The sequence below is a fragment of the Stenotrophomonas sp. ASS1 genome, from assembly GCF_004346925.1.
GTDB classification, from domain to species: Bacteria; Pseudomonadota; Gammaproteobacteria; order Xanthomonadales; family Xanthomonadaceae; genus Stenotrophomonas; species Stenotrophomonas maltophilia_A.
Genome location: NZ_CP031167.1, coordinates 2,635,650 through 2,659,361 on the forward strand (window position 1 = coordinate 2,635,650; position 23,712 = coordinate 2,659,361).

Here is a 23,712-nt window from a genome sequence, read left to right on the forward strand (position 1 = left end):
GGCTCCACAGGGCATGCCGGGGTGATAACCGACCGCGGCGGCCGCCGCCTACCCCGTTCGGGTCACCCCGGACTGCCCCGCACCTGCCAGAATGCGCGCCATGCGTGGCCGCCCCTTCCCGTTCCTGCGTCGCCTGCCGACGCTGCTGACGTGCCTGCTGCTGTGGACCGCCCTGCCCGCTCTTGCCGTGCAGCGCCCGCCGGTGAGCGGCGGGCTGCCCGGTTACGAGCACACCGCGTGGCGGGTCGGCCAGGGTGCACCCGGCGATATCTGGGACATCACCCAGGACCGCGACGGCCTGCTGTGGCTGGCCACCGGCTCGGGCCTGTACCGCTTTGATGGCCGTCGCTTCGAACGGCAGGCAGCGCCCGTCGGCAGCCAGTTCCCGTCCACCAACATGGTCACGCTGGCGCATGCCGCCGACGGTGCCCTGTGGATCGGCTACTTCCAGGCCGGCATCAGCCGGCTCGCACAGGGGCGGCTGCACAACTACGGCCGCGAGCAGGGGGTGCCGGTCGGCGTGGTCCCACGCTTCAGCCAGGATCACCAGGGCCAGCTGTGGGCGGCGATCAATGGCGGGCTGCGCCACTTTGATGGACAGCGCTGGCAGCCACTGCCGGCCGCAGCCGGCCTGCCCGAGCGCCGTGTGCAGTGGGTGCTGCACGACAGCCGGGGCAGGTTCTGGGTACTGGCCGACCTGAAGATCTGGATGCGTGCGACCGGCCAGACCACGTTCGAGGACACCGGCATCGCGGTCTCGCAGATGGCAACGCTGGCCGAAAGCCCGCAGGGTGAAGTGTGGTTGGCCGACCGGGTGCGCGGCACCTCACCCCTGGCCAACGCGCAGGGCCTGTTGGCGGCCAGCGAACGTGAAGCGCGGCGTCTTCCGGAACTGGTTGCTGCACGCCTGCAGTTCACTGCCGATGGCGCGTTATGGGCCACGATGAGCCCGCACGGCGGCGTCGCCCGCATCACCTTCGACGGCAGCCGCGCCGTGCGCATGGAGCGTTTCGATTCGCCGCACGGGCTGACCGCCACCTCCGCGGTGCCGATCATCGTCGATCGCGAAGGCAATCTCTGGGTCGGCACCAACCTCGGCCTCAACCGCTTCCGCGCACGCAGCGTGCACACCCTGGCAGTGGGCCCGAGTGATCCCTACCGCTCGCTGGTGCGGGCCAGCGATGGCCGCGTGTATGGCTATGGCGAAGACCTCAAACCCTACGATCTGCGGCGCACTCTGCTGGATGGCAGTGCCCCGCAGCTGCAGGCCGCCGCGCGCCAGGCACCCACGCCGATCTGGCAGTTCGACTGGGTCAATCTTGCGCACACGGTCGCCGGCCACACCTCGTTGATCCCGCTGCCGGCCCCGTTCACCGGGCAACCGCTGCACGCCCTGCTGTTCCCCGACGACACGCAGGCCTGGGTATGCACGGGTGAACGCGGCGTCCTGCACTACCTGCATGGCCAATGGCAGCGCGAGGTCCGCCTGCCCGAGCAGGCCTGCTCATCGCTGGCGCTGGATGCCCATGGCCAGCTGCTGCTCGGCTATGCCGACGGCCGCCTGCGCCGGATGAGCGCGGGCCACATCGAGAGCTTCGATGCCAGCCAGGGCCTTTCGGTCGGGCCGATCACCGCAATGCTGCATCACCAGGACCTGCTGCTGGTCGCCGGCGAAGCCGGTCTGGCTGCGCGCGTTGGCAACGGTCGTTTCGTTCCGGTGCGAACCGACATGGCCGGCGTGCTGGAAGGCATCACCGGCATGGTGGCCGATCCGAACGGACACCTCTGGTTCAATGGCAGCCGTGGCCTGGTCCGGCTGGGGAGCGATCAGCTGCGACGGGCGCTGCGCACCGGGCAGCCGGTGACGCCACGCCTGTTAGATGCGGTCGACGGCATGCCGGGCATCGCCCTGCAGAGCGGACCGATCGCCACCGCCACGCTGGCCGATGACGGACTGCTGTGGCTGGCCACCAACCAGGGCCTGGCCTGGCTGGATACCACGCGCTCGCACATCAACACCATGGCGCCCAGCGTGCGCATCGGCGAAGTGCTGTACGGCAGCGCACACGAGCCGCTGCGTGACGGCCTGCGCCTGCCGGCCGGCACCAGCCAGCTGCAGATCGACTACGTCGCGCTGTCGCTGGCACGTCCGGAGCGCAACCGCTACCGCTATCGCCTGTCCGGCGTCGACGATGGGTGGCAGGATGCCGGCAGCAGCACGCGGGCGTACTACACCAACCTCGCCCCGGGCAATTACCGGTTCGAGGTGGAAGCCGCCAACGAAGACGGCATCTGGAGCACTGCACCGGCCAGTCGCAGCTTCCGCATCGCCCCCACTTTCATGCAGACGGTGTGGTTCAAGCTGCTGTGTGCGGCCGCGATCCTCGCACTGCTGGTGATGGCGGTGCGCATCCGCAGCGGGCAGCTGGCCGCGCTGTTCCGCGCGCGCCTGCAGGAACGCAATGGCGAACGCGAACGCATCGCACGCGACCTGCACGACACCCTGCTGCAGGGCAGCCAGGGCCTGATCCTGCGCCTGCACGCGATCAGCCAGTCGCCGCAGACCCCGGAGCAGGTACGCGGCCAGCTGGAATCGGCGATGCAACTGGCCGAGCGCAACCTGGCCGAGGGCCGCGAGCGGGTCAATGCCCTGCGTGAGGGACCGTTCGCTGGCCGCGACCTCGCTTCGGCACTGGCCGATGTGCACGCCGAGTACGCCGGGCATGGCACCAACCCACTGCGCCTGACCGTGGAAGGTGCAACGCCACCGCTGCAGGCCGACGCGGCCGAAGAAGTGTTCCTGATCGGGCGTGAGGCGATCCGCAATGCGTTGCGTCACGCCAACGCCAGCGCCATCGAAGTGGAGCTGTCCTACGGCACGCGGTGCTTCTTGCTGCACGTGCGCGACGATGGCGTCGGCATCGCCGACGACAATGCCGGCCATGGTCATTGGGGCCTGCAGGGCATGCGTGAGCGCGCGCAGCGCCTCGGTGCGGAACTACAGCTGTGGACCCGCGCCGGACTGGGAACCGAAGTCGCGCTGGCGGTTCCCGCCCGGCGCCTGTATCACCGCCGCCCATCGCGCTGGCGCTGGCCCTGGAGTAAAGCAAACCATGACTGAGTCCCCTGCCCTGATCGGCGTGCTGGTGGTCGACGACCACCCGCTGCTGCGTGACGGCCTGGCGGCGCTGCTGGGCGCACAACCCGATCTGCGCCTGCTCGGCGAAGCCGCCGATGGCGAGGAAGCCATCGCCTGCTACCAGCGGCTGCAGCCCGACGTGGTGCTGATGGACCTGCAGATGCCACGGCTGGATGGCGTCGAAGCGATCGTGCGGATCCGCGCGATGGACCCGCGCGCGCGCATCATCGTGCTGACCACCTACCGTGGTGACGTACGCGCGGTCCGCGCGCTGCAGGCCGGCGCCAGCGCCTATCTGCTGAAGGACATGCTGCGCCATGAGCTGGTCGATACGATCCGCATGGTCGCTGGCGGCCGTCGCGCACCGATTCCCCCGGCGGTGGCGGCCAGCATCGCCGCGCATGTGGTGGAAGACCGGTTGTCGCCGCGCGAAACCGAGGTACTGAGGCATGTGGCCGGGGGCCTGTCGAACAAGCGCATCGGCGAGCGCATGCAGATTTCCGAGCAGACGGTGAAGGCGCACATGAAGAGCCTGATGGACAAGCTGGGCGTGGGTGATCGCACGCATGCGGTGACCCAGGCGCTGCGGCGCGGGATCATCAGCCTGGACGACAGCGGTCACGATTAGGGGGTTGTTCGGCAGGGCTTGCAGCCCTGCACCCGCGGTAGTGCCGGCCGCTGGCCGGCAACCTCAGGAGCAACAACAGCAACAGCGGGCTTTCCATGGGATGGCGGGGTGGGTCCGGTTGCGGGGGGCGCTGCAAGTCCCCCTCCGGGGCCCGGCCCAGCCGCTGGCGGCTGTGCGTTCGGGCGCTTGCGAAGCAATGCTTCGCAAGCAAAGCGCCCTCACCCATGTAAGCTCGGTCGCCGCTTGCTCGTGTGCGCTGTCCTGCGTACACGGCAAGACCGGGGTTGGGCGTCCTGCCCAACCCGTCGGGCGCATGCGCCCGACCCATGCGGCTCACGCCCCCGCAACCGGACCCACCCCGCCTTCGACAGTTGGCCGCGATCTGTCGGAACGGCGTATTGCCCTGGTGGGTGTCGACCTTGGTCGACACAGTAGATCCACGCCATGCGTGGATGACTCATTCGATATCTGACAGATATTTCGACCAAGGTCGACACCTACCAACAGCCACCGGAAACTGTCAGAGGTGGGGCGGTGTCGGAGTGCGGGGTGTCAGCCGCATGGATGCGGCTGCCAAGCCTACAAGGACGTACTTGCGGCGTCCCCGCACTCCGACACCGCCCCACCACCCCACAGGAAACCCGCCGTTGCTGTTGCTGTTGCTGTTGCTGTTGCTCCAGCTTCCAGCAGGTGCAGGGCTGCAAGCCCTGCCGAACACCATCCTTACCTCAAACGCAGCAGCAAGCTGCCACCCGCGCACACCACCGCCAGCCAGGCCACGCCGTTCCAACCCCACTGCGCCAGCGCCAGGCTGCCCAGCGCACCACCGGCGGCCATGCCGATGAACATGCCCGTGAACAGCAACGCATTGAGCCGGCTGCGTGCCGGCGGCACCAGTCCGTAGACCAACGTCTGGTGCGCCACCAGCGCCGACTGGAAGCCGAAGTCGAACAGCAGCGCGCTCACCACCAGCAGCGGTAGCAGCGCAGCGGCCGGCAGCCACGACTCGGTCAACAGCAGGCCAAAGCCCAGCAGCGCTACCGCGATCGCCAGCCGCGCCACGGCGTGGCAACCCAAGCGATCGGCGAATCGACCCGCAAACGGCGCGGCCAATGCGCCGGCCGCACCGGCAATGCCGAATGCACCCGCTGCGGCACTACCCAGCCCCAACCGTGCATGCAGCATCAGCGCGAGGGTTGACCAGAACGCGCTGAAGCCCACCGCCAGCAGCGACTGGCTGGCCACCGCACGGCGCAGCTGTGGCTGCTCCCGCCACAACGCCAGCAACGAACCCAACAACGCCGGATAGCGCAGTGTGCTGGTCGGTGCGAAGCGCGGCAGCGCACGCGCCATCACCGCTCCCATCGCCGCCACTGATACCGCGGCCAGCACGAACTGCGTGCGCCAACCCCACGCTTCGGCCACTACGCCACTGACCACCCGTGACAACAGGATGCCGAGCAGCAGGCCGGTCATCACCCGGCCGACGATCTGGCCGCGCTGCACATCCGGCGCCAGCACCGCTGCAGCCGGCACGATGTCCTGCGCCAGCGTGGCCATCAGCCCGACCAGCAGGCTGGCCATCAGCAGGCCCGGCAGGTGGCCAGCCATCGCAGCAGCGCCCAATGCCAACGCCAGCAACGCGGACTTCCACAGGATCAGGTTGCGGCGGTCGAAGCGGTCGCCCAACGGCGCCAGCAGCAGGATGCCAAGTGCATAGCCGAGCTGGGTCAAGGTCGGTACCAGGCCGGCGGCGCGCTCACCCGCGCCGAGGTCCCGGGCGATCAGCCCCAGCATCGGCTGGCTGTAATAGAGCGAAGCGACCGAAAAGCCAGCGCCGGCCGCCATTGCCAGCACCAGCGGGGTGGAGGGTGCGGTCGTGGGTGCCGCAGCGACGGACAGCGAGCGGGTAGACATGGGAGAGTCCGGTGGGGGAAGTGGACGTATCCTGCCGGTATTCGCGAGGCGTCTGTAGTAGGCTTCCGCACATACACTTCATACGCCACACGCATGAATGACCTCGCCACTGGCGCCGATCGCCTGGATCTGCTGCGCACCTTCCTGCGCATCGTCGATGCCGGCAGCCTGTCTGCTGCGGCCGTGCAGCTGGGCACCACCCAGCCGACGGTCAGCCGTCGCCTTCAGGCCCTGGAGCGACAGCTCGGCCTGCGCCTGTTGCAGCGCTCCACACATGGCCTGCAGCTGACCGAGGATGGCCTGCGCTGCCAGCGCCATGCGCAACGCGTGGTCGACGAATGGGAATCGCTGCAGGCCGAACTGCACGGCGAACCGGAAACGCTGCGCGGACGCCTGCGGGTGATGGTGCCGCACGCCTTCGGCCAGGCGCAGCTGCTGCCGACCATGCTCGCGTTCCTCGCCCAGCACCCACAGCTGAGCCTGGAGTGGATCCTGGAAGATCGCCGCCCGGATTTCATCGCGGAAGGCATCGACTGCGCGGTGCGGGTGGGCCCCGTCGACGAACCGCGCATGGTCGCACTACCGCTCGCCGAAGTGCCGCGCATCGTCGTGGCAGCGCCCTCGTTGGTGGACGCCACAGCAGTCAGTACGCCGGAACAGGCGCAGACACTGCCGTGGATCTCGCTGGTCACCTACTACCGCGAACGCCTGCTGCTGCATGACGCACAGGGCCGCGCGCATACGCTGTCGATCAGCCCGCGCCTGCTCAGCGACAACCTGTTCGTGGTGCAGCAGGCCGCATGTGCGGGGCTGGGCGCAGCGGTGGTCTCGGCCTGGCTGGTGGCCGACGATCTCGCACAAGGGCGGCTGGTGCAGCTGCTGCCGGACTGGCAGGCGCCGGCACTGCCGGTACACGTGGTGTTTCCCGCCGCGCGCCAGCAGCCGCCGCGGCTGCGCGCCTTCATCGATGCGATGAAGGCCGCGCTGCCGCAATTGCATGGAATGCGGCCGGCGCCGCGTTAGGTCATCGGCCGCATCATCCACGCATGGCGTGGATCTACTGATGGTACGGGTAGATCCACGCCATGCGTGGATTCTGCCCCGCCCCGCAATCAGTTGGCCTTGGCCGCCTCGGCATTCCACGCTGCGACCCTGGCCTTGGTGTCGGCCAGCATCTTGTCCAGCGCGGCGCGGTCATACACGTTGCCGCGCAGGATCACGCTGTCGATCTTTTCGGTGGCAGCAATGTCCTGCAGTGGGTTGGCGGTCAGCAGTACCAGATCGGCGGCCTTGCCCTGTGCGACACCACCGTAGCGGTCCATCTGGCCGAACCAGGCCGGGCCGGAACGGGTTGCGGCCGACAGCGCCTGCGGTGCGCTCAGGCCTTCCTTCACGAACAGCTGCAATTCCTGGTGCAGGGCGATGCCCGGGAAGTTGAACGAGTTGAGGAAGCCCGCATCGGTGCCCGCAATGATCGTCACACCGGCTTCCTGCAGCATCGGCAGCACCGCGGCCACCTGGTGGTACTGCGCGTGGCGCGCTTCGATCTGTGCCGGCGTGGCCTTCGCCGCGCGGTCCACGCGCCACTGGTAGGTCGCGCGCAGGCCCGGGCCGATGTAGGCCAGGTACGGATCGTTGGCGTGGTCATCCTGGTCAAGGAAATCGAGGATGCGGCCACCGTTGAGGGTCGGGGTCACAAATACGCCACGCTTGGCGAAATCACGGTAGGCGTGCATCGCCGTGTCACGGTCGAAGCTGGCGTCGAGGCGGCGGTTGGCTTCGGCGCGGTCGATGCGGCCGGCACCGAAGTCGGCGGCGATCTGCGCTTCGTCCTTGCTGCCTGCCTTGAATGCGTAGTCCAGATGCTCGATCGAGGCCAGGCCTGCATCGACCGCCTGTTCCACGGTCAGCGCCATCGGAATGTGACCCGAGGCCTTGAACCCGGCCTTGCGCGCAGCACTGGCCGAGTACAGGAACAGCTCCGGCTTCAGCGTGCTGTCGGTGATCTTCACGAAATCAACCTTGTCGTGCTGCAGGCGGGCGATCGCCTTGTCGGCGTCGGCCTCGCTGCCCACTTCGATCGTACCCTTCCAGACCGGCTTGATGCCTTCGATCTTCGCGCCCGAACTGAGCAGGCGCGGACCAAACAGCGTGCCCTTGGCGATCTCGCCGCGCCACTGCAGCACCTGCTCGGGCAGGTCACCGGAACAGTCGCGCACGGTGGTGATGCCGTGCGCGATATATAGCGGCAGCAGCGCCTTGTTCTCTTCGATCAGCGCCGGGCCACCACCGAAGTGCACGTGCATGTCCCACAGCCCCGGAATCAGGTACTTGCCCTTGGCATCGATCTGGCGGGCCGCGCTCCACTGGCTGCGCAGCTGCGCGTCCGGGCCGACGGCGACGATGTCCTCGCCACGGATCACCACGCTCTGCCCCGCCAGGGTGCTGGCGTGCTCGACATTGACCACGGTGGCATTGCGGATCAGCAGGTCGGCGCGCTCGGCAGCAGACGCCGACAGCGGCGCCACCGCAAGGAGGATGGCAAGGGACAACGGACGGGAACGGAACATGGACAGCATCCTGATGGGCACGCCCAGCGTGCGGGTGGAAGGGGTTTGCATTCAGCGCACCGCGCCGTGCTGGCGCAGCAGGGTTTCAATTCCGGTATAGCCGCGCTGGCGCGCGTGCGCCAGCGGCGTTACGCCGTCGCCGTCGGCCAGCTCAGGGTCGGCACCTGCCTCCAGCAGCAGCTGCACGATCTGTACATGGCGCGCACCACCGTCACCCAGCAGGATTGCTTCCAGCAGCGCGGTCCAGTGCAGGCGGTTGACATGGTCCACCTCAACACCGGCGCGCAGCAGCGTGCGCACCGTTGCTACGTGGCCGCGCTCAGCGGCAGGAATCAGTGCGGTGCCGCCATAGCGGTTGGTGCTGCGCAGATCGGCGCCATGCGCCAGGGTCACCGCCAGGATCTCGTCCAGTCCACGCGCGCCGGCGTACAGGTAGGCGCTGTCCTGCATGGCGTCCTTGGCATTGACGTCGGCGCCGGCTTCGATCAGTTCACGCGCGGCGTCTACATTGTTGCCATGCGTGGCCAGCAGCAGCGCGGTACGGCCCTGGCCATCACGCGCCTCCAGCGTGGCGCCATCCTCGATCGCCTGTCGCACCGCATCGGCATCGCCACGGCTGGCAGCATCGCGCAGGCGGCCATCGACGTCGGCTTTGGACGTTGCGGTGCAGGCCGGGGAGACCATGGCCAGCAGGAACAACAGCAGCACGCGCGCGAACGGCGCAGGCCAGCCAGGGGAACGATGGACGCGCATGACGGTGTCTCCTCATGACCGTCGCCACGGAACGCCGTGCGACGGTAGCAACAGCCGGGCATTGCCGGCCCCTGCCCTGCATGGTAGAAGTCGGCATTGGTATCCAGAAGTGAAATGTTCAAATGCAAGACAGTGCCAAATCGAATAGAACCCTGTTCGAACTGGACCTGCTGCGGGCGCTGGTGATGGTGGCCGACTGCGGCAGCTTCACCACGGCGGCCACGCGCCTGCATTCGACCCAGTCCACGGTCAGTCAGAAGGTGCGCCGGCTGGAGGAACTGGCCGGGCATCGCCTGCTCGAACGCGGCCACCGCGACGTACACCCCACCGATGCCGGCCACACCCTGCTCGGCTACGCGCGGCGCATGCTCGACCTGAACGAGGAAATGGCACAGGCGCTGGCCGGCGCCACCGTGGAAACCGCGGTGCGCATCGGTGTGCCCGAGGACTTCGTCAACGCGCAGACCACACGCATGCTGGCCGCTTTCAGCCGTCGCCACCCGCAGGTGAAGCTGGAGATCAGCAGCGGCCTCAGCCGTGACCTCGCGCAGGGCTTCGACCACGGCGAGCTGGACCTGGTGCTGGTCAAGCAACGCCGCAACAGCCGCCAGGCGGTGCATTGCCGGCGCGAGCCGATGCACTGGATCGACAGCCTGCGCAGCAGCTGCCTGCAGCTGGACCCGCTGCCGCTGGTGACCTTCCCGCCACGCGGGCTGTACCGCGACGAGATGATCCACGCCGTGGAAGCGCTGGGCCTGCGCTGGCGCATCGCCTTCACCAGTTCGTCGCTGAGTGGCATCCAGGGTGCGGTGGCCGATGGCATCGGCATCAGCCTGCTGCCGCGCCGCGCGGTCACCCGCGAACACCGCATCATCGATGGCGAGCGCGAGCTGCCGGTGATCGACAACTACGAGATCGGCCTGCTGCATCGCTCCGATGCCGATGATGCCGTGCGAGCGCTGGCCAGCGAACTGTGGCGCCAGGTGCAGCGCGAACCGGACTGAGCACGGTAGATCCACGCCATGCGTGGATGCCTTTCGCGCATCAAGCATCGAAACTTGGCCAATCCGGCCGCACGGCGGGCAACATCGCCTCGTAGAGTGCCCGTTGTTTCCGTGCCCCACGGCGCCTCGCCATGTCCGACGAAATCCCCACCCGCTTCGATCCCCTGCCCGCTGCACTGCAGACGCATCTGCAGCACCAGCGCTTGCTGATCGCTGCGCGCGTGGCCGCCGGCTTTCCGACGTTGCCGGTGCAGTGGCCGCTGGCGGCCACCACGCTGCAGCGCGTGGTCGATGCCGAGCTGATCGACCGCGACGACTGCGATGGCTGGGAAGCACTGGGCGTGGCGTTCGGTGACACCCTGGCCCAGCGCGTGCCGGGCCTGGCCTGGATGCAGGTCACCGATGCCTGGGGCATCGACGCGGTGCTGCGCTATGCCGACAGCAGCCTGCAGATCGGCGCCAGCACGCTGCTGCTCAAGCGCATCGAGCAGGGCGAGCTCATCGACATCGCCCATCTGCTGGCGTGGCTTGAGGAATTTGTCGCCACCCGCGCCGACGATTACGCCTGAAAAGCTGCCGAGCATGGCTCGGCGCAACCGGAACTGGCGTGGCGTCGTGGGTAGATCCACGCCATGCGTGGATGGAACCACCTCGCGGCCACATTCATCCACGCATGGCCCGGATCTACAGCCAACGGCCATCAACTACCACGCGTCGCTCCACCGGCACCCCGGCCACAGCGGCCGGGCCGTGGTCGGCACGCACCGCCACGAAAGTGGCCGGATGCCCTTCCACAAGACCGTACTGCGGCAGCCCGATCACCTGCGCGGCATGGGTGGTCACCATGTCCAGCGCCAGCATCAGGTCGGCATCGGTATGGAAGCCGGAGCGGTAGCCCAGCAGCATCGCGCGTTGCAACAGGTCGCCGTTGCCATACGGCCACCAGCAGTCGCGGATGTTGTCGTTCCCGGCGAACACGCGCACACCAGCGTCATGCAACGCGCGCAGCGGCGGGAACGGATGATCGCCCGGCGCGTTGCTCATGATCGCTACGCTGGCCGTGGCCAGCGCCTCGCCCACCTGCAGCGCGCGCGCCAGCGGCACTTCGCCCAGCGAATAGGCATGGCTGACCGCCACCCGACCCTGCAGGCCAGCGGCCCGGGTGCGCGCGGCGATACGCAGCAGCTGGGCCAGGCCGGTTTCGCCAGGCTCATGCAGGTGGATGTCCAGCTGCACGCCATAGCGCTCGGCCAGGCCGAACAACAGTGCCAGCTGGCCCTCGGCATCGCCATCGAGCGTGGTCGGATCGATGCCGCCCAGCACGTCCACACCCGCTGCAAGGGCCTGCTCAAGCACCGCTGCGGTACCCGCGCAGGACATCACCCCGGCCTGCGGGAACGCCACCAGCTGGATGCGCATGATGCCGGCGCAGCGCAGCGCGGCCTCGCGCACCGCTTCCAGGTGGCCCAGGCCGGTGCTGCCATCGATATCAACATGACAGCGCATCGCCACTGTGCCGAAGCCGCTGCATTGGCGGATCAGCGCCTCGGCGCGATCGACCATCGGCGCCGCAGCCGCCACTGCCGCCTTTTCCACCGCCAGCCGCTCACGCAGGCTGTTCACCGGCTGATGCGGGTGCCAACGGTCGCCGACGAAGCTCTTGTCCAAGTGGATGTGGCCATCCACCAACCCCGGCAGCACCGCAAAGCCCTGCAGATCGACGCTTTCCGCCCCTTCAGCCGGGCCGGTATGGCCGTTGAGCCCGCTGATGCGGCCATCACGGATATGGAAATGCAGTGGCGCGCCGTCGCGGTCGACACCACCGTGGATGAACTGCAGGGTCATCGGGAATTCCCGGAAAGCCAAGACTGGCGCCATCCTGCGCCTCGATAGCGCCATCGGCCAACGAAATATCTGGATGGCACGCATTCACCAGAACGATGATTCCCCCTGCGACAACCGGTCGCAGCCACGCCGTGCACACCCCTGAACGGGTAACATGGGCGCCTGTTTCCGCTGTGATGCCGCATGGGCCCGTCCGACCGCCACGATCGTCTCCGCCGCTGGCAGGCCGCGTCCCTGCTTGCCGCCGCTCCGATCGCCAGCCTGTCCGCCACTGATGCTGCGGCCGCTGCGCCGCTGCAGTCGCCGCCGGGCCAGCAGCGGATCGCCCCGGCTGCGCTGGTCGAGCGCCTGCACCAGCGCGTGCTGTCCGGGCAGAGCGCCACCGCCACGCTGGAACACTGGTGCGCCGAGCACGGCCTGGCCGAACAGGCGCGGGTGCGCGCCGTGCGCATACACGGCCAGGACAAGCCTGCCCCCGCCGACGTGCTGCAGGCGCTGGGCGTGAAGCCGGGTACCGACCTGCGCTATCGCCGCGTGCAGCTGGTCTGCGGCAGCCGCGTGCTGTCCGAGGCCGACAACTGGTACCTGCCTGGTCACCTCAGCCCGGCCATGAACCAGGTGCTGGACAGCACCGACGAACCGTTCGGTCGCGTGGTCGGCCCGCTCGGCTTCCAGCGCCAGACCCTGGCTGACCAGACGTTCTGGCCGCCGCGGGGCGAAGGCGATCACGGCGTGATCCTGGAAGTGCGTGCCCTGCTGCGCGACCGCCAGCAGCAGCCTTTCAGCTACGTCATCGAGTCGTACCTGCAGCAGACGCTTCCGTAACGCGCCGCGGCGCCGGGCATCCGCCGGCTACGGGCCCGTGATGGCGTTGGCTGCAGGATCCACCGGGAACACGAAGCGCCCACCACGCTGGTCCCTGCCCCATGTCATCGGCGCCGTGGTCAGACTGTAGACCGGGGCCGCCTTGTCCGTGCCGATCGCCTCGGACCAGGCACTGAAATCCTCATCGGTACGGCTTCGGATCTCGCCAACACACAGGCTGTAGCCACAGGCGAAAGACACCAGCGTGCCGTCGCTGCCGATGAGCCGGGTCGCGGCCGTCCTGTAGAGCCGGGTCAGGTCCTGCACTTCCGGGTGGCCAGCCGCATCGCGCTCGAACTGGCTGATCGCCTGCGCGAAAGCCTTGTCGGAACCCAGCAGCGCCTCGCTCTTCTGCACGGACACCGCACCCTCGCTCAGCAGCATCCGCTCGCCCTCGAGGAAGTGCCCCTCCGGTTGCGCGAGCCCAGCGGCCGCCGTCGTGGCACTCGATGCCGTTGCCGCGCGCGATGGCCCAGCGTGCTCCGCTGGCTGCGCGTGAGACTGCGCAGGCGCGGCATTGGCCACCTCCGCGGCATCCTCCACGCTGGCCGCCTGCCTGCCACTGCAACCTGCAATGGCCACCACTGCAATCACACTCCACACCCTGAATCCGTGCGCATCCTCCTCCGGGTAGCGCCACAGCATGCCACGCGCGCAGCGGCAACACGGGTGCACTGCACAAAGAAAAGCCCAGCAATGCTGGGCCTTTCGTTCGCCTGCGGAATCAGCGGAACCGGTAGTCCAGTTGCACCCAGTACTGGCGGCCATATGGGTCGTAGTTGCCAACCGGATAGAACGGCCAGCCGCCTCCGTTCTTGTCCGCCGGCGGGCGGCTGTCACGCAGGTTGTTGACGATCACACCCACCGACAGGTTCTCGCCGAACTGGCGGAACACGCTGGCGTTGTAGGTCATGTACGGCGCGATGCGGCCACTGCCATCGGTCTTCGGCAGCGAGCCGAAGCGGTTGCCGTACAGCGTGGTGGTCCAGTCACCCTGGTTCCAGGTGATGCTGCCGTTGGCTTTGCTGCGCCACTGGTAGTCATCCAGCGAATTGCGGATGTCACGCTCCGGATCATCGGAGAACTGTCGGTATTTGTGCTCCAGCACCACGGTGTAGGCCAGGCGCGTGGTGAAGCGGCCATAGCGGCCGGCATCGAAACGCCAGTTGCCCTTCAGGTCCAGGCCGCGAACCGATTCGGAGGCCGCGTTGATCGGATTGATCAGCACGCGGGTCACTTGGTCCGGCTGCACCGTGGCATTGGACGGATTGCGGATCACCCGCGACAGCGCGTCCTGGCACAGCGGCGAACCGATATCGCGCGCTTCGCCGCCCAGCGTCCGGCCCAGGCGGCAATCGGCCTCATCACGCAGGATGCGGCTGGTATCGAGGCTGGTCACTTCGTTGTCGATGCGGATGTCGTAGTAGTCAGCGCTGAAATCCAGGCCGGACAGCGGCGACCAGACCACGCCGAAGCCATATGACTTGGCCGATTCCGGCTGCAACTGCGCATTGGCGCGGTTGCTGTAATCAATCGACAGGCCGTTGTAGTCGCAGTTGTCGTACGACTGGCCCGCAGTGCGGCAGCGCCAATAATCGGTCATGCCCGGATTGTAGCCGCGGGTTTCGGTGGCAAACACGTAGTTCATGTCCGGCGCACGGAAGCTGGTCGCCGCCGTACCACGGATCAGCAGGCTCTCGATCGGCCGGAACTCGACGCCGAAACTCCAGGTGGCCTTGCCGATGTGCTCGCCACCGGCACGGTACTGGTCATAGCGACCGGCCAGGGTGGTGGTCAGCGACTGCAGCAGCGGCAATTGCAGCTCCACACCTGCAGCGTAGCGGTCACGCTCGCCACCGGCACCGATGCCGGCGCTGGTGTTCCAGAACTCGCCGCTGCCCAGGCGCGGGTCCGGTCGGTTGCGATAGCCCTGGCTGCCGGCCTCGACCACCGCTGCCAACGCCGCATCGCCCCCAGGCAGCGCGAACAGGCGGCCGTTGACGCTGGCGCTGAAGGTCTGCAGCCATGCCGCGTTACGGCTTTCCTGGTAGTCGGACAGCCCCTCGTATTCGTTCGGGGTCAACGGCTGGAACAGGCGCGCCGGATCCGGCGCATAGACCTCAACGCCGTTGCGCACACCCAGCTTCGGGCCGAGCAGGTATTCGTTGATGCCGGCCAGCAGCACCGGGCGGCGGGTACGGTTCTCGTATCGCGAGCGGCTGTAGACCGCCTCATAGTCCCAGCCGCTGTCACCGATCTGGCCACGTGCGCCGACGTTGAACGACCACGAGTTTTCCAGGAAGCGGTTGGCATTGCGCGGCAGGCCGCCGATTTCCTCCGGCGCGAAGCGGCGGTACCAGCTTTCCAGGTTGCCGGTGGTCTGGTTGTAGAAGTAGTTGCGGGCCGAGGTCCAGGTCGGCGCACGCGTGTTGTTGTAGATCCGCGCGCTGCCCACGGCGACATCGGCAAACAGGTCAGTGGTCTCGTTGACGTGGAAGGTCAGCAGGCCATAGCCATTGAGGTTGCGCTTCTGGGTCTGCACGGTCCAGTAGCTGGCGGCGGCCTCGTTGCTGCCGCAGTACCAGCCCTGGCGAGGGTTGAAGGCGCGGAACACGCTGCCGCCATAGATGTCAGACGCCCCGTCGCAGCCAGTGACGCCCGGATCGATGTTGCGGCCGGTGGCGGCATTGCGGCGATAGGCGATCGCGGTCGCCTGCGGTGCCTTGCCGGCCGGATCATCGTCCAGCGAATCCATGAAATCGCGCTGGCGCGCGTGGATCGCCTTGCGCACATCGAACTCGAAGCCGAACAGCGCATCCCAACGCTCGCCGGAACTACCACCGACCACCTGCGCGCGCTGGTTGTCGCCGCCGCCCTGCTGGGTGCCACCGGCGCGCACGTTCACATCCACGCCCTCAAAGCGGTCCTTGAGGATGATGTTGACCACGCCGGCGATCGCATCGGAGCCGTATACCGCCGACGCACCTGCCGCCAGGACCTCGATGCGCTCGATCAGCGCACTGGGAATGTTGGCCAGGTTGACCACGTTCACCGACCCTTCGTAGGCCAGCGGGTAGTCGGCCTGGCGGCGGCCGTTGACCAGCACCAGCGTGCGGTTCGGGCCCAGCCCGCGCAGGTTGATGGTGTTGGCGGCCGGGGTGAAGGTGTTGCCGAAGTCCTCGCCCTGTACGTTGCCGGTGTTCTCGGTCAGCGCGCTCAGTGCGTCGAAGGCATTGCGGTAGCCCTGCGCATCGATCTGCTCGCGGCTGATCACCGTCACCGGCGACGGGCCCTCGACACTGGCGCGTGGAATGCGCGAGCCGGTGACCTTCACTTCCTGCAATGTGGTGGGTGCGCTTTCCTGCGCGAAGGCCGGCATCGAGACCAGCATCAGGGACGACAGTGCGAGCACCAGCGGACGCGGGCGCAGCGCCTTGTGGGAGGCGGACATGGGCTTCCTGGGGAGTTGGGCGGTTGTGGTACGGGGGCAGCGGCCTGTACGGCGCATAACGATCCCGTAACGAAAGTGTCCTGAATGGGGGGTTTCAACGGAAATGACCAGGCCTGATGGCCTTATGCCTGAACCGAATCAGACCCGCAGTGCCATCCACCACACTTTTGCAATGTTTTGAATGGTGCAGGGCTGCAGGCACGGCCATCGTGCCGGGGATGATGACCCCGTACCCCACTTCCCTCCTTCCCCCATTGCGCCCAGTGCTGCGCCGTCACCTGCTGCAGCTGCAGGCCGCACCGGTCACCCTGCGCCCGTTCCAACGCACCGATCTGCCACGCTGGCGCCTGTTCGATGACCGCCGCCGGCGCGGCCGCCGCGATCCGTCCGTCATCGATGAGGAAGCGCGCTTCCTCGCCCACATGCATCGCTCACGCCTGGAACAGGACAACGACCAGCTGCTGCTGGGGGTGTTCGATGACGAGCACGGCAACGTACTGGACCAGCTGCACGTACGGCTGCAATCACTACACGCGCGCAGCGCCGAACTGCTGTCGCTGCAGCATTGGCACCCGCATGCCGACGCGGCGCTGCAGGCGCTGTGCCCGTTCCTGTTCGAGGACGTCGGCCTGCATCGCCTGTTCGTGATGCTGCCACCGGACTGCAGTGATCCGTTCGCCACCGCGCTGCGGGCCTTCGGCTTCGAGCAGGAAGGCCTGCTGCGCGACCATCATCTGGATCTGGATGGCTGGCAGGATCGCCAGCTGCTGGCGCTGACCGCACCCATGTGGCGGAGCAAGCACAGGATGCTGGACTAGCGCACCCGCTCCAGCGCGTTGCCGGCACCGGTCAGCACCGAGCAGGCGTGGTCCTGCAGCTCTTCGGCGCTGGCCTCGTTGCCGGTGCCGGCGTCCACACGGGTGGCCAGCAGGATGAAGCCCGGGCCGCCCTGCACGGCGTCCCGGCCCGCCACAACCAGGCTCCACTGGCCGACGTCGTCCACGCCTGCGAGGTCATAGGCCAGCAGATTGAGCGGATTGGCGGTCAGTTCTGCGCCCGGCAGCAGGCGTGCCTGGTACTGATGGCCGCGCAGCAGCACCGGCAGCGGTGCCCACTGGCTGCCCAGGGCGGCAGCATGCGTATCCAGCGCCTGCAGCACGTCGGCACGCAGGCAATCCACATGAATATGCAACTGGTGCTGCGAGCGGCCGTGCGGCGAGTTCAACGCCAGGCTGGCGACGTTGCGCGGCAGCGGTTGGCCCAGCGCCCGTTCGGTGTGGCTGCGCGCCTGCCAGGCTGCAGCGAAGTAGTTCGGTGCACCACGCTGGTACAGGCTGCGGCTCTCGATGCCGCTGACCTTGTCCAGCGGCATCAGCAGGAACTGGTAGTCGCCGTGCGCGTCCTTGACCAGCACATCGCGGCGGTCTGCTGCCGTCTCCACCCGCAGGCAATCGCCACGCGGGCCTTCGGCGCCCTGGCAGTCACGTTCAATCAATCGCCACAATGCATCGGAATGGGCCGGCGGCGGAGGCGCGCTGGCACAGGCAGACAACAGCAGCAGGGACGACAGCAGGAAGGGGCGCAAGGACACGGCACGACTCACGGAGCAGGCACGGCAGACAGCGCCGCGCTGCATTCTAGCCAGTGCAACGCTGCAATCAGTAGGTGCCGAACGGCACTTCAACCACGATCGGGGCGGCACCCTCGCCGGCCTGCAGGCTGTAGCGGTCCAGCGCGCCATCGTCATCGGCGTGCGGCTGGCGCTGGAAATGCAGCGGGTAGCGGCTGTCCCCCAGGCGCACGGCACTGCCGTCGGCCTCCAGCGCGGCACCTTCCGGAATCAGCAGACCGCCCAGGTCGCTGTAGGCGCCAGGTACATCGGCGAAGCTGTAGTCGGCCAGCTCGTCCACCCGCTGCATCGCATAGACGTGCGGCACATAGGGTCGTGCAGGGCTACGGCCATTGCTCAGGTCCGTCACCCAGGCCTGCGGCAGGTGGTACTCCCCGCGCAGCGCAGCTACGCCCAGCGAGGGGCTGGCCACCTGCAGGCAGCACACCGCCCGCTTGCCCTCGCGGTCAAGGATGGCGAAACGGTCGCCGCGGGTAGCCGCCTGCGGCAGCATGGCGAAGGCCAGGTTACGCTGCGCCGGCGCGTAGCCGGATTCGGTCTGCAGGTTGCGCCAGGCGCCGAATACCGGGGATTGGACCTGCTCGGGTTCCGGATCGGCAGCGGAGGCGGCAAACGCCACGCCCAGCAACGACAACATCAGGGCCGTCATTGTCTTGTCCTTGCCGCGGAAACTGCCTGCCGTCATACCGTATCCAACACCTGCGCCGGAAAGGCCCGGCCTGCCCGCTGGCGTACTGCCAGCTATTCCTCCCACTATGCAATGACCACGCTGTGCCGGCAATGACCGGGGCGCTGACGCCTTTCGCACGCTCGGTGCTATCGTTCCCGCCATCGTCCCCTGCGCAGGAGCGCTCACATGTCTGCATTCCGTCTGTCCCTGTTGCTGCCGGCCTCCGCCCTGCTGCTGTCGGCCTGCGTCAGCACCCCTGGCCCGGAAGTCAAAGGCAGTGGCCGCTGCGACGCCAGCCAGCTGGGCTGGGCGATCGGCCAGCCGGCCAACGAGCCCAACATCCGTCGCCTGTCCCGCGAGAGCGGTGCCGGCCTGGTCAACCCGATCGGCCCCAGCACCATCACCACCAAGGACATCCGCCCGGACCGCCTGCGCGTGTTCGTGGACAAGGACAACATCATCACGTCCACCCGCTGCGAGTAAGCGCGGCAGCAGGCTTTTGTAGAGTCGAGCCATGCTCGACTGGTTTTCGGATGGGTCGCGCAGAAAACCAGTCGAGCATGGCTCGACTCTACATTTCAGGGTTCGGTATACCCCGCGCAATCCGGCAGCGCCTGGTCGGGGTGGAATACCCCATCGCTGAAGCGGAACAGCCGCGTGTAGGTGCACGCCGGGTCCTGCTCGGTGCGCAGATCCTGCTTCTTCAACGGCCCCTTGGCCAGCGAATCCTCGAAGCGCGAAACACCGGCCGGGAACCGGGTCGCCACGGTCTGGTAGCGCAGCACCGGCATGCCCTCGGCGACCGTATCCAGCGCCAGCTTCGCCGAGAAGCCGTATTCGTCATGGCAGGCACCTGCGCGCTGCTTGATGTCCTGTTCGCTGAAACAGGCGCGGATCATCGCATTGCCCAGCCATGGCACGGTCAACACGTCGTCGTCCACCTGGATGTCGTCCTGCAGGTGGCGCACGCGTGCCAGTTGCAGCGTGGACGCGTCGGCACCTCCACCGGAGTACATGGCGCTGAACGTGACGATGCCACCCACCAGCACATTCTGGCGGGCGCGCTGCTGCGGGTCGGTCACCGGTTCATCGCTGCCCACGCCAGGTGCCAGCCGCACGATCCACGGCCACAGCGACAGCTCGCTTTCCTGCGGCACGTCGATGCTGACGTGGTAGGTGTGTGGCGTGCCCTGGCCCGGTTCCTTCTCAAGTACTTCCAGCACGGTCGGCCGGTCACCATCTTTGGCAACCGGCTGCACGCGCACGCACCAGTTGCCGTCCCGCGTGCACTCGTAGAGCCCCGCCGGCCCCGTCTCATTGGCGATCAGCACCTGCCCCAGCGGCTCCATCACGTTGCCCGCAGCGTCACGCTGCTGCGGCAGGATCGAGCCTTGGGCGAGCACCAGCAGCGGGGTCGCCAGCAGTGCAACGCACACGGTCGTGCGGGCAAGGACGGGGGGCATGGATGAGATTCCTGCTCGTGGAATCCAGATGGTAACCGCTGCTCCGGTAGAGTCGAGCTTGCTCGACTTTGCATTTGTAGAGTCGAGCTTGCTCGACTGTGCCTGTCGGGAATTGCAGCCGAGCATAGGCTCGGCTCTACAGTAAAGCCACGTTGTATCCGTCAATGCCCACTACAGTCGCAGCCACCCCACCCCTTCGCCTTCGACGTCTGGCCGATACCCGGGTTGAAGGTATTGCTCGGGTCCAGCTGCCTGTAGAACCCGGCCAGCGCCGGCTTGGCCGGGTACAGGTGGCCGACGTTGTGCTCGGCTGGATACTCGGCGCCACGCTGGTCCAGCAACGCCCACATCGCATGCTCGATCGCCATCGGGTCTTCGCCTTTGCGCGCGATGTAGTCCTGGTGGAACACGTGGCACAGGAAGTGCCCGTAATACAGCTTGTGCAGCAGGCGGCCATCGATATCGACCGGCAACTGCTCGAACCAGTCGGCATCATCGCGGCGCAGGGCGATGTCCAGCGCCACGATGTCCTGCACCTGGTCGCGATGCACCTCGCGGTAGCGCACCGCGGCACCGGCCACGGCGAAGCGATGCAGGAACGCCTTGCGCCCCTCGTCGGCCGTGCAGTGGAAGTAACCACCCTCATGGTCGGCGAAGAAGTCGCGCAGCCAGGCCTCGGTTTCCCCTGCGTCCTGCGCGGAGACCTTCAGCAGCAGATGATGCTCGTAGCGCTGGCGGAACTCGCCCATCCGCTTGGGCAGGTGCGAGGGCAGCAGGCCGGTCAGCACCTGCAGCGCCCGGTCGGTCACCCCGCGCAGGCCCAGCCGCTCGAACCAGCCGTCAACCCGGCTCTTCAATGCGAACGCGGCCGGCACACGCGCGGTGCCGAGGCGATCGATCAGCAGGAAACTGTCCTTGCCGTAGCGCTCGCCGATGTCATAGGCATCGCGGTGGATGTATTCGCCGGCAATCGGCAGGCGTTCGAAGCCGGTCAGCAGCTGGCGCCGGATCGCGGTGAGGCTGCCGGTGCGGTTGCTGCCGATATAGAAGACCTCGGCCGCCTCCTTCTCGAAGGTGTCCAGGCGCACCGCGAACACTGCCAGCTTGCCGGCAGATCCCGCTGCCTCGAAGTGGCGGCTGGGGTCGGCATTGAAGCGTGCCGGCGTATCGGCATCGACCCGGCGCACTTCTTCGGCGTAGCGCGGATCGGAGGCGGCACGGCCATCACCGTCACCCACGTCGGCAGCACGGTAGTCGCCCGCCTGCAGGCGCTGCAGGATCTGCTCGGGCGTATCGCCCAGCGCGATGCCCAGATGGTTGACCAGCTGCAGCTGGCCCTGCGCATCGACCTGCGCATACAGTGCCAGCTCGGTGTAGGCCGGGCCGCGACGCACCAGCGCGCCGCCGGAGTTGTTGCAGATGCCGCCCAGCACCGAGGCACCGATGCAGGACGAGCCGATCACCGAATGCGGTTCGCGGCCGAGCGGTGCCAGCGTCTGCTCCAGGCGGTCCAGCGTCGCGCCAGGCAGACACAGCACCTGGCGGCCTTCGTTCAACAGCTGGATGCCGGTCAGGCGCAGCGTGCTGACCAGCACGATCGGACGCCCATAGTCGCTGCCATCCGGGGTCGAGCCACCGGTCAGGCCGGTGTTGGCCGCCTGCAGGATGATCGCCGCTCCGCCCTGCACCGCCGCCTGCAGCACACGCCACAGCTCCAGCAGCGTCCCCGGGCGCACCACCGCCAGCACCGGGCCGTCGCCGAAACGGTAGCCACGGCGAAAACGGCGGGTGGCCTTGTCGCCGGTCAATACATGGCGGTTGCCGACCGCATCGCGCAACTGCGCCAGCACGGCATCGTGGCCACTCATGGCAGGCTGACCAGCGAATCGCGACCGATGTCGGCGATGCGGCGCGCACCGGTCAGTGTCATCGCCACGCGCATTTCCTTCGCGATCAGGTCCAGCAGGTTGGCCACGCCCGCCTCACCCTGCGCTGCAAGTGCATAGACGAAGGCACGGCCCAGCAGCACGGTATCGGCACCCAACGCCAGCATGCGCACCACGTCCAGGCCAGTGCGGATGCCGGAATCGGCGAGGATCTTCAGATCGCCCTGTACCGCATCGGCAATCGCCGGCAGTGCGCGTGCGGTGGACAGCACGCCGTCCAACTGGCGGCCACCGTGATTGGAGACCACGATGCCATCGGCGCCGAACTTGACCGCATCACGTGCGTCATCCGGGTCGAGGATGCCCTTGATCACCATTGGGCCCTTCCAGAACTCGCGGATCCACTCCAGGTCCTTCCACGAAATGGAAGGATCGAAGTTGCTGCCGAGCCAGCCGATGTAATCCTCCAGCCCGGTCGGGTTGCCGCGGTAGGTGGAGATGTTGCCCAGATCATGCGGGCGGCCGAACAGGCCCACGTCCCACGCCCAGTGCGGGTGGGTGATGGCCTGGCCGATGCGGCGCAGCGAGGCGTTCGGACCGCTCATGCCGGAGTGGGCATCGCGGTAGCGCGCACCCGGCACCGGCATGTCCACGGTGAACACCAGGGTGGTCACGCCCGCAGCCTGCGCGCGCTCCAGCGCATTGCGCATGAAGCCACGATCGCGCAGCACGTACAGCTGGAACCACATCGGCCGCTGGATGGCCGGTGCCACTTCCTCGATCGGGCACACCGATACGGTGGACAGGGTGAACGGGATGCCTCGGCTGTCGGCCGCGCGCGCCGCCTGTACCTCACCGCGCCGGGCATACATGCCGGTCAGGCCGACCGGGGCCAGCGCCACCGGCATCGCCAGTTTTTCGCCGAACAGCTCGGTTTCCAGGCTCAGGTCGGACATGTTGCGCAGGATGCGCTGGCGCAGCGCGATGTCGGACAGGTCGGAAACGTTGCGCTTCAGCGTGTGCTCGGCATACGCGCCGCCATCGATGTAGTGGAACAGGAACGGCGGCAGCCGGCGTTGCGCTGCGGCACGGTAATCGGTGGAGGCGGAGATGATCATGGGGTCAACCGTGTGGGGAAGGTAGACGCGAAGCCCGCGCACGCCGGGCTTCGTTGTCATCGAGGGTGCGCAGCGTGGTGTGCACGAACTCGAGATGGGCATGCGCGGCGGCGCGCGCGCGTTCGGGGTCGCCGGCCAGCACCGCGTCCATCATCTCGCGGTGCTGGTCGGACAACGGCGAGAAGGTCCTCGCCGAGGTATAGAGCTTCTCGCGGCTCTGCGAGATGTTGGTCTGCAGCAGCTCGAACAGGCCGCGCATCACCTGCAGCAGCACCAGGTTGTGCGAGGCCTCGGCGATGGACAGGTGGAAGGCCGCGTCGGCCTCGGCTTCACCGGTGGGATCGTCCTTGCCGTGCGCGTCCATCATGGTCTGGAAGGCCTGCGCGATGCGCGTACGATCCTCACCGGTGGCGCGCAGCGCGGCGTGCCAGGCGGTGGCACCTTCCAGCGCGTGGCGGATCTCCAGCACGTCGAAGCGGTATTCCGGGTCGCCCTGGAACAGCGGCAGGTACGGCGCCAGCGGTTCATCCAGCGCCTGCCGCGCGCGCGCCGCGGGTTCGGCCACGTAGGTGCCGCCACCGACCCGTGCGGTCAGCAGGCCCTGGCTGGCCAACTGCGCGATGGCCTCGCGCAACGCCGTTCGCGAGACCCCCAGCTGCACCGCCAGGGTGCGTTCGGCCGGCAGCCGGTCACCCGGCTGCAGCCGCTGTTCCTGCACCAGGCCGCGCAGCTGCGCGGCCACCTTGTCCGAAATACGTTGCGTGCTCATGGCGT

The 23,712-nt window shown here is 67.7% G+C and carries 20 protein-coding genes; 8 read left to right on the forward strand and 12 right to left on the reverse strand.

Annotated features, from left to right (window positions below; translation table 11 throughout):
- The first annotated feature begins 91 nt into the window (after window positions 1-91).
- Together MG068_RS12300 and MG068_RS12305 are read left to right on the forward strand one after the other, a co-directional pair.
- A complete protein-coding gene (locus MG068_RS12300; protein WP_132810330.1) occupies window positions 92-3,121 on the forward strand; it encodes a sensor histidine kinase in 3,030 nt (1,009 codons plus the stop codon).
- Window positions 3,114-3,767, forward strand: a complete 654-nt coding sequence (locus MG068_RS12305) for a response regulator (RefSeq protein ID WP_107432195.1) — start codon at window positions 3,114-3,116, stop codon at window positions 3,765-3,767. The genes MG068_RS12300 and MG068_RS12305 overlap by 8 nt, the downstream gene beginning before the upstream one ends.
- Before the next feature lie 723 nt (window positions 3,768-4,490).
- Here the strand turns inward: MG068_RS12305 and MG068_RS12315 are convergent.
- A complete protein-coding gene (locus MG068_RS12315; RefSeq protein WP_132810331.1) occupies window positions 4,491-5,684 on the reverse strand; it encodes an MFS transporter in 1,194 nt (397 codons plus the stop codon).
- Window positions 5,685-5,777: 93 nt separating this feature from the next.
- Between MG068_RS12315 and MG068_RS12320 the strand changes: the two genes are divergently transcribed.
- Window positions 5,778-6,707 (forward strand): LysR family transcriptional regulator, encoded by a 930-nt coding sequence (locus MG068_RS12320; RefSeq protein WP_049463083.1) that lies wholly within the window; start codon window positions 5,778-5,780, stop codon window positions 6,705-6,707.
- Window positions 6,708-6,796: 89 nt separating this feature from the next.
- On the opposite strand, the gene MG068_RS12325 is transcribed toward MG068_RS12320, so the two are convergent.
- Both MG068_RS12325 and MG068_RS12330 read right to left on the reverse strand, forming a co-directional pair.
- On the reverse strand, window positions 6,797-8,254 hold the full coding sequence (locus MG068_RS12325; RefSeq protein ID WP_132810332.1) for an amidohydrolase family protein: 1,458 nt from the start codon (window positions 8,252-8,254) through the stop codon (window positions 6,797-6,799).
- 51 nt (window positions 8,255-8,305) lie between these two features.
- Entirely contained in the window at window positions 8,306-9,007 is a 702-nt protein-coding gene (locus tag MG068_RS12330; protein ID WP_132810333.1) for an ankyrin repeat domain-containing protein, read from the reverse strand.
- 122 nt (window positions 9,008-9,129) lie between these two features.
- Here MG068_RS12330 and MG068_RS12335 point away from each other — a divergent pair, with 122 nt between their 5' ends.
- Both MG068_RS12335 and MG068_RS12340 read left to right on the forward strand, forming a co-directional pair.
- Window positions 9,130-10,011, forward strand: coding sequence for a LysR substrate-binding domain-containing protein (locus tag MG068_RS12335; protein WP_071229107.1), 882 nt, complete (start codon window positions 9,130-9,132; stop codon window positions 10,009-10,011).
- Window positions 10,012-10,142: 131 nt separating this feature from the next.
- Window positions 10,143-10,580: a DUF3806 domain-containing protein gene (locus tag MG068_RS12340; protein ID WP_132810334.1), complete on the forward strand. Its 438-nt coding sequence runs from the start codon at window positions 10,143-10,145 to the stop codon at window positions 10,578-10,580.
- Between the two features lie 115 nt (window positions 10,581-10,695).
- Here MG068_RS12340 and MG068_RS12345 read toward each other — a convergent pair whose 3' ends face one another.
- Window positions 10,696-11,856 carry an amidohydrolase family protein gene (locus tag MG068_RS12345; protein ID WP_132810335.1) on the reverse strand — a complete coding sequence of 387 codons (1,161 nt, stop codon included), beginning with the start codon at window positions 11,854-11,856 and terminating at the stop codon, window positions 10,696-10,698.
- A 183-nt stretch (window positions 11,857-12,039) separates the two neighbouring features.
- On the opposite strand from MG068_RS12345, the gene MG068_RS12350 reads away from it, so the two are divergent.
- Entirely contained in the window at window positions 12,040-12,681 is a 642-nt protein-coding gene (locus tag MG068_RS12350) for a hypothetical protein (RefSeq protein WP_071229110.1), read from the forward strand.
- A gap of 27 nt (window positions 12,682-12,708) precedes the next feature.
- Here MG068_RS12350 and MG068_RS12355 read toward each other — a convergent pair whose 3' ends face one another.
- Together MG068_RS12355 and MG068_RS12360 are read right to left on the reverse strand one after the other, a co-directional pair.
- Window positions 12,709-13,365: a hypothetical protein gene (locus MG068_RS12355; RefSeq protein ID WP_132810336.1), complete on the reverse strand. Its 657-nt coding sequence runs from the start codon at window positions 13,363-13,365 to the stop codon at window positions 12,709-12,711.
- Between the two features lie 79 nt (window positions 13,366-13,444).
- A complete protein-coding gene (locus MG068_RS12360; RefSeq protein ID WP_132810337.1) occupies window positions 13,445-16,171 on the reverse strand; it encodes a TonB-dependent receptor plug domain-containing protein in 2,727 nt (908 codons plus the stop codon).
- 218 nt (window positions 16,172-16,389) lie between these two features.
- On the opposite strand from MG068_RS12360, the gene MG068_RS12365 reads away from it, so the two are divergent.
- A complete protein-coding gene (locus MG068_RS12365; protein ID WP_132810338.1) occupies window positions 16,390-16,989 on the forward strand; it encodes a GNAT family N-acetyltransferase in 600 nt (199 codons plus the stop codon).
- Here MG068_RS12365 and MG068_RS12370 read toward each other — a convergent pair.
- Complete coding sequence (locus tag MG068_RS12370; protein WP_107431455.1) at window positions 16,986-17,762, reverse strand: CDP-diacylglycerol diphosphatase; 777 nt, start codon at window positions 17,760-17,762, stop codon at window positions 16,986-16,988. The two genes, MG068_RS12365 and MG068_RS12370, sit on opposite strands and share 4 nt — an antisense overlap.
- 67 nt (window positions 17,763-17,829) lie before the next feature.
- Window positions 17,830-18,486 carry a hypothetical protein gene (locus MG068_RS12375; protein ID WP_049463092.1) on the reverse strand — a complete coding sequence of 219 codons (657 nt, stop codon included), beginning with the start codon at window positions 18,484-18,486 and terminating at the stop codon, window positions 17,830-17,832.
- A 171-nt stretch (window positions 18,487-18,657) separates the two neighbouring features.
- Here MG068_RS12375 and MG068_RS12380 point away from each other — a divergent pair, with 171 nt between their 5' ends.
- The gene (locus MG068_RS12380) at window positions 18,658-18,954 is read left to right on the forward strand and encodes an I78 family peptidase inhibitor (protein ID WP_006373100.1); all 297 of its coding nucleotides are present in this window, start codon (window positions 18,658-18,660) and stop codon (window positions 18,952-18,954) included.
- A 95-nt stretch (window positions 18,955-19,049) separates the two neighbouring features.
- On the opposite strand, the gene MG068_RS12385 is transcribed toward MG068_RS12380, so the two are convergent.
- The 4 genes from MG068_RS12385 to lldR all read right to left on the reverse strand — a co-directional run bounded on the left by MG068_RS12385 (window position 19,050) and on the right by lldR (window position 23,707).
- On the reverse strand, window positions 19,050-19,934 hold the full coding sequence (locus MG068_RS12385) for a hypothetical protein (protein ID WP_132810339.1): 885 nt from the start codon (window positions 19,932-19,934) through the stop codon (window positions 19,050-19,052).
- Window positions 19,935-20,095: 161 nt separating this feature from the next.
- Window positions 20,096-21,802 (reverse strand): D-lactate dehydrogenase, encoded by a 1,707-nt coding sequence (gene dld / locus MG068_RS12390; protein WP_132810340.1) that lies wholly within the window; start codon window positions 21,800-21,802, stop codon window positions 20,096-20,098.
- Entirely contained in the window at window positions 21,799-22,938 is a 1,140-nt protein-coding gene (lldD, locus tag MG068_RS12395; RefSeq protein WP_010485059.1) for an FMN-dependent L-lactate dehydrogenase LldD, read from the reverse strand. Before lldD ends, dld begins: the two co-directional genes overlap by 4 nt.
- A gap of 4 nt (window positions 22,939-22,942) precedes the next feature.
- Entirely contained in the window at window positions 22,943-23,707 is a 765-nt protein-coding gene (gene lldR / locus MG068_RS12400) for a transcriptional regulator LldR (protein ID WP_132810341.1), read from the reverse strand.
- Window positions 23,708-23,712: the final 5 nt, after the last annotated feature.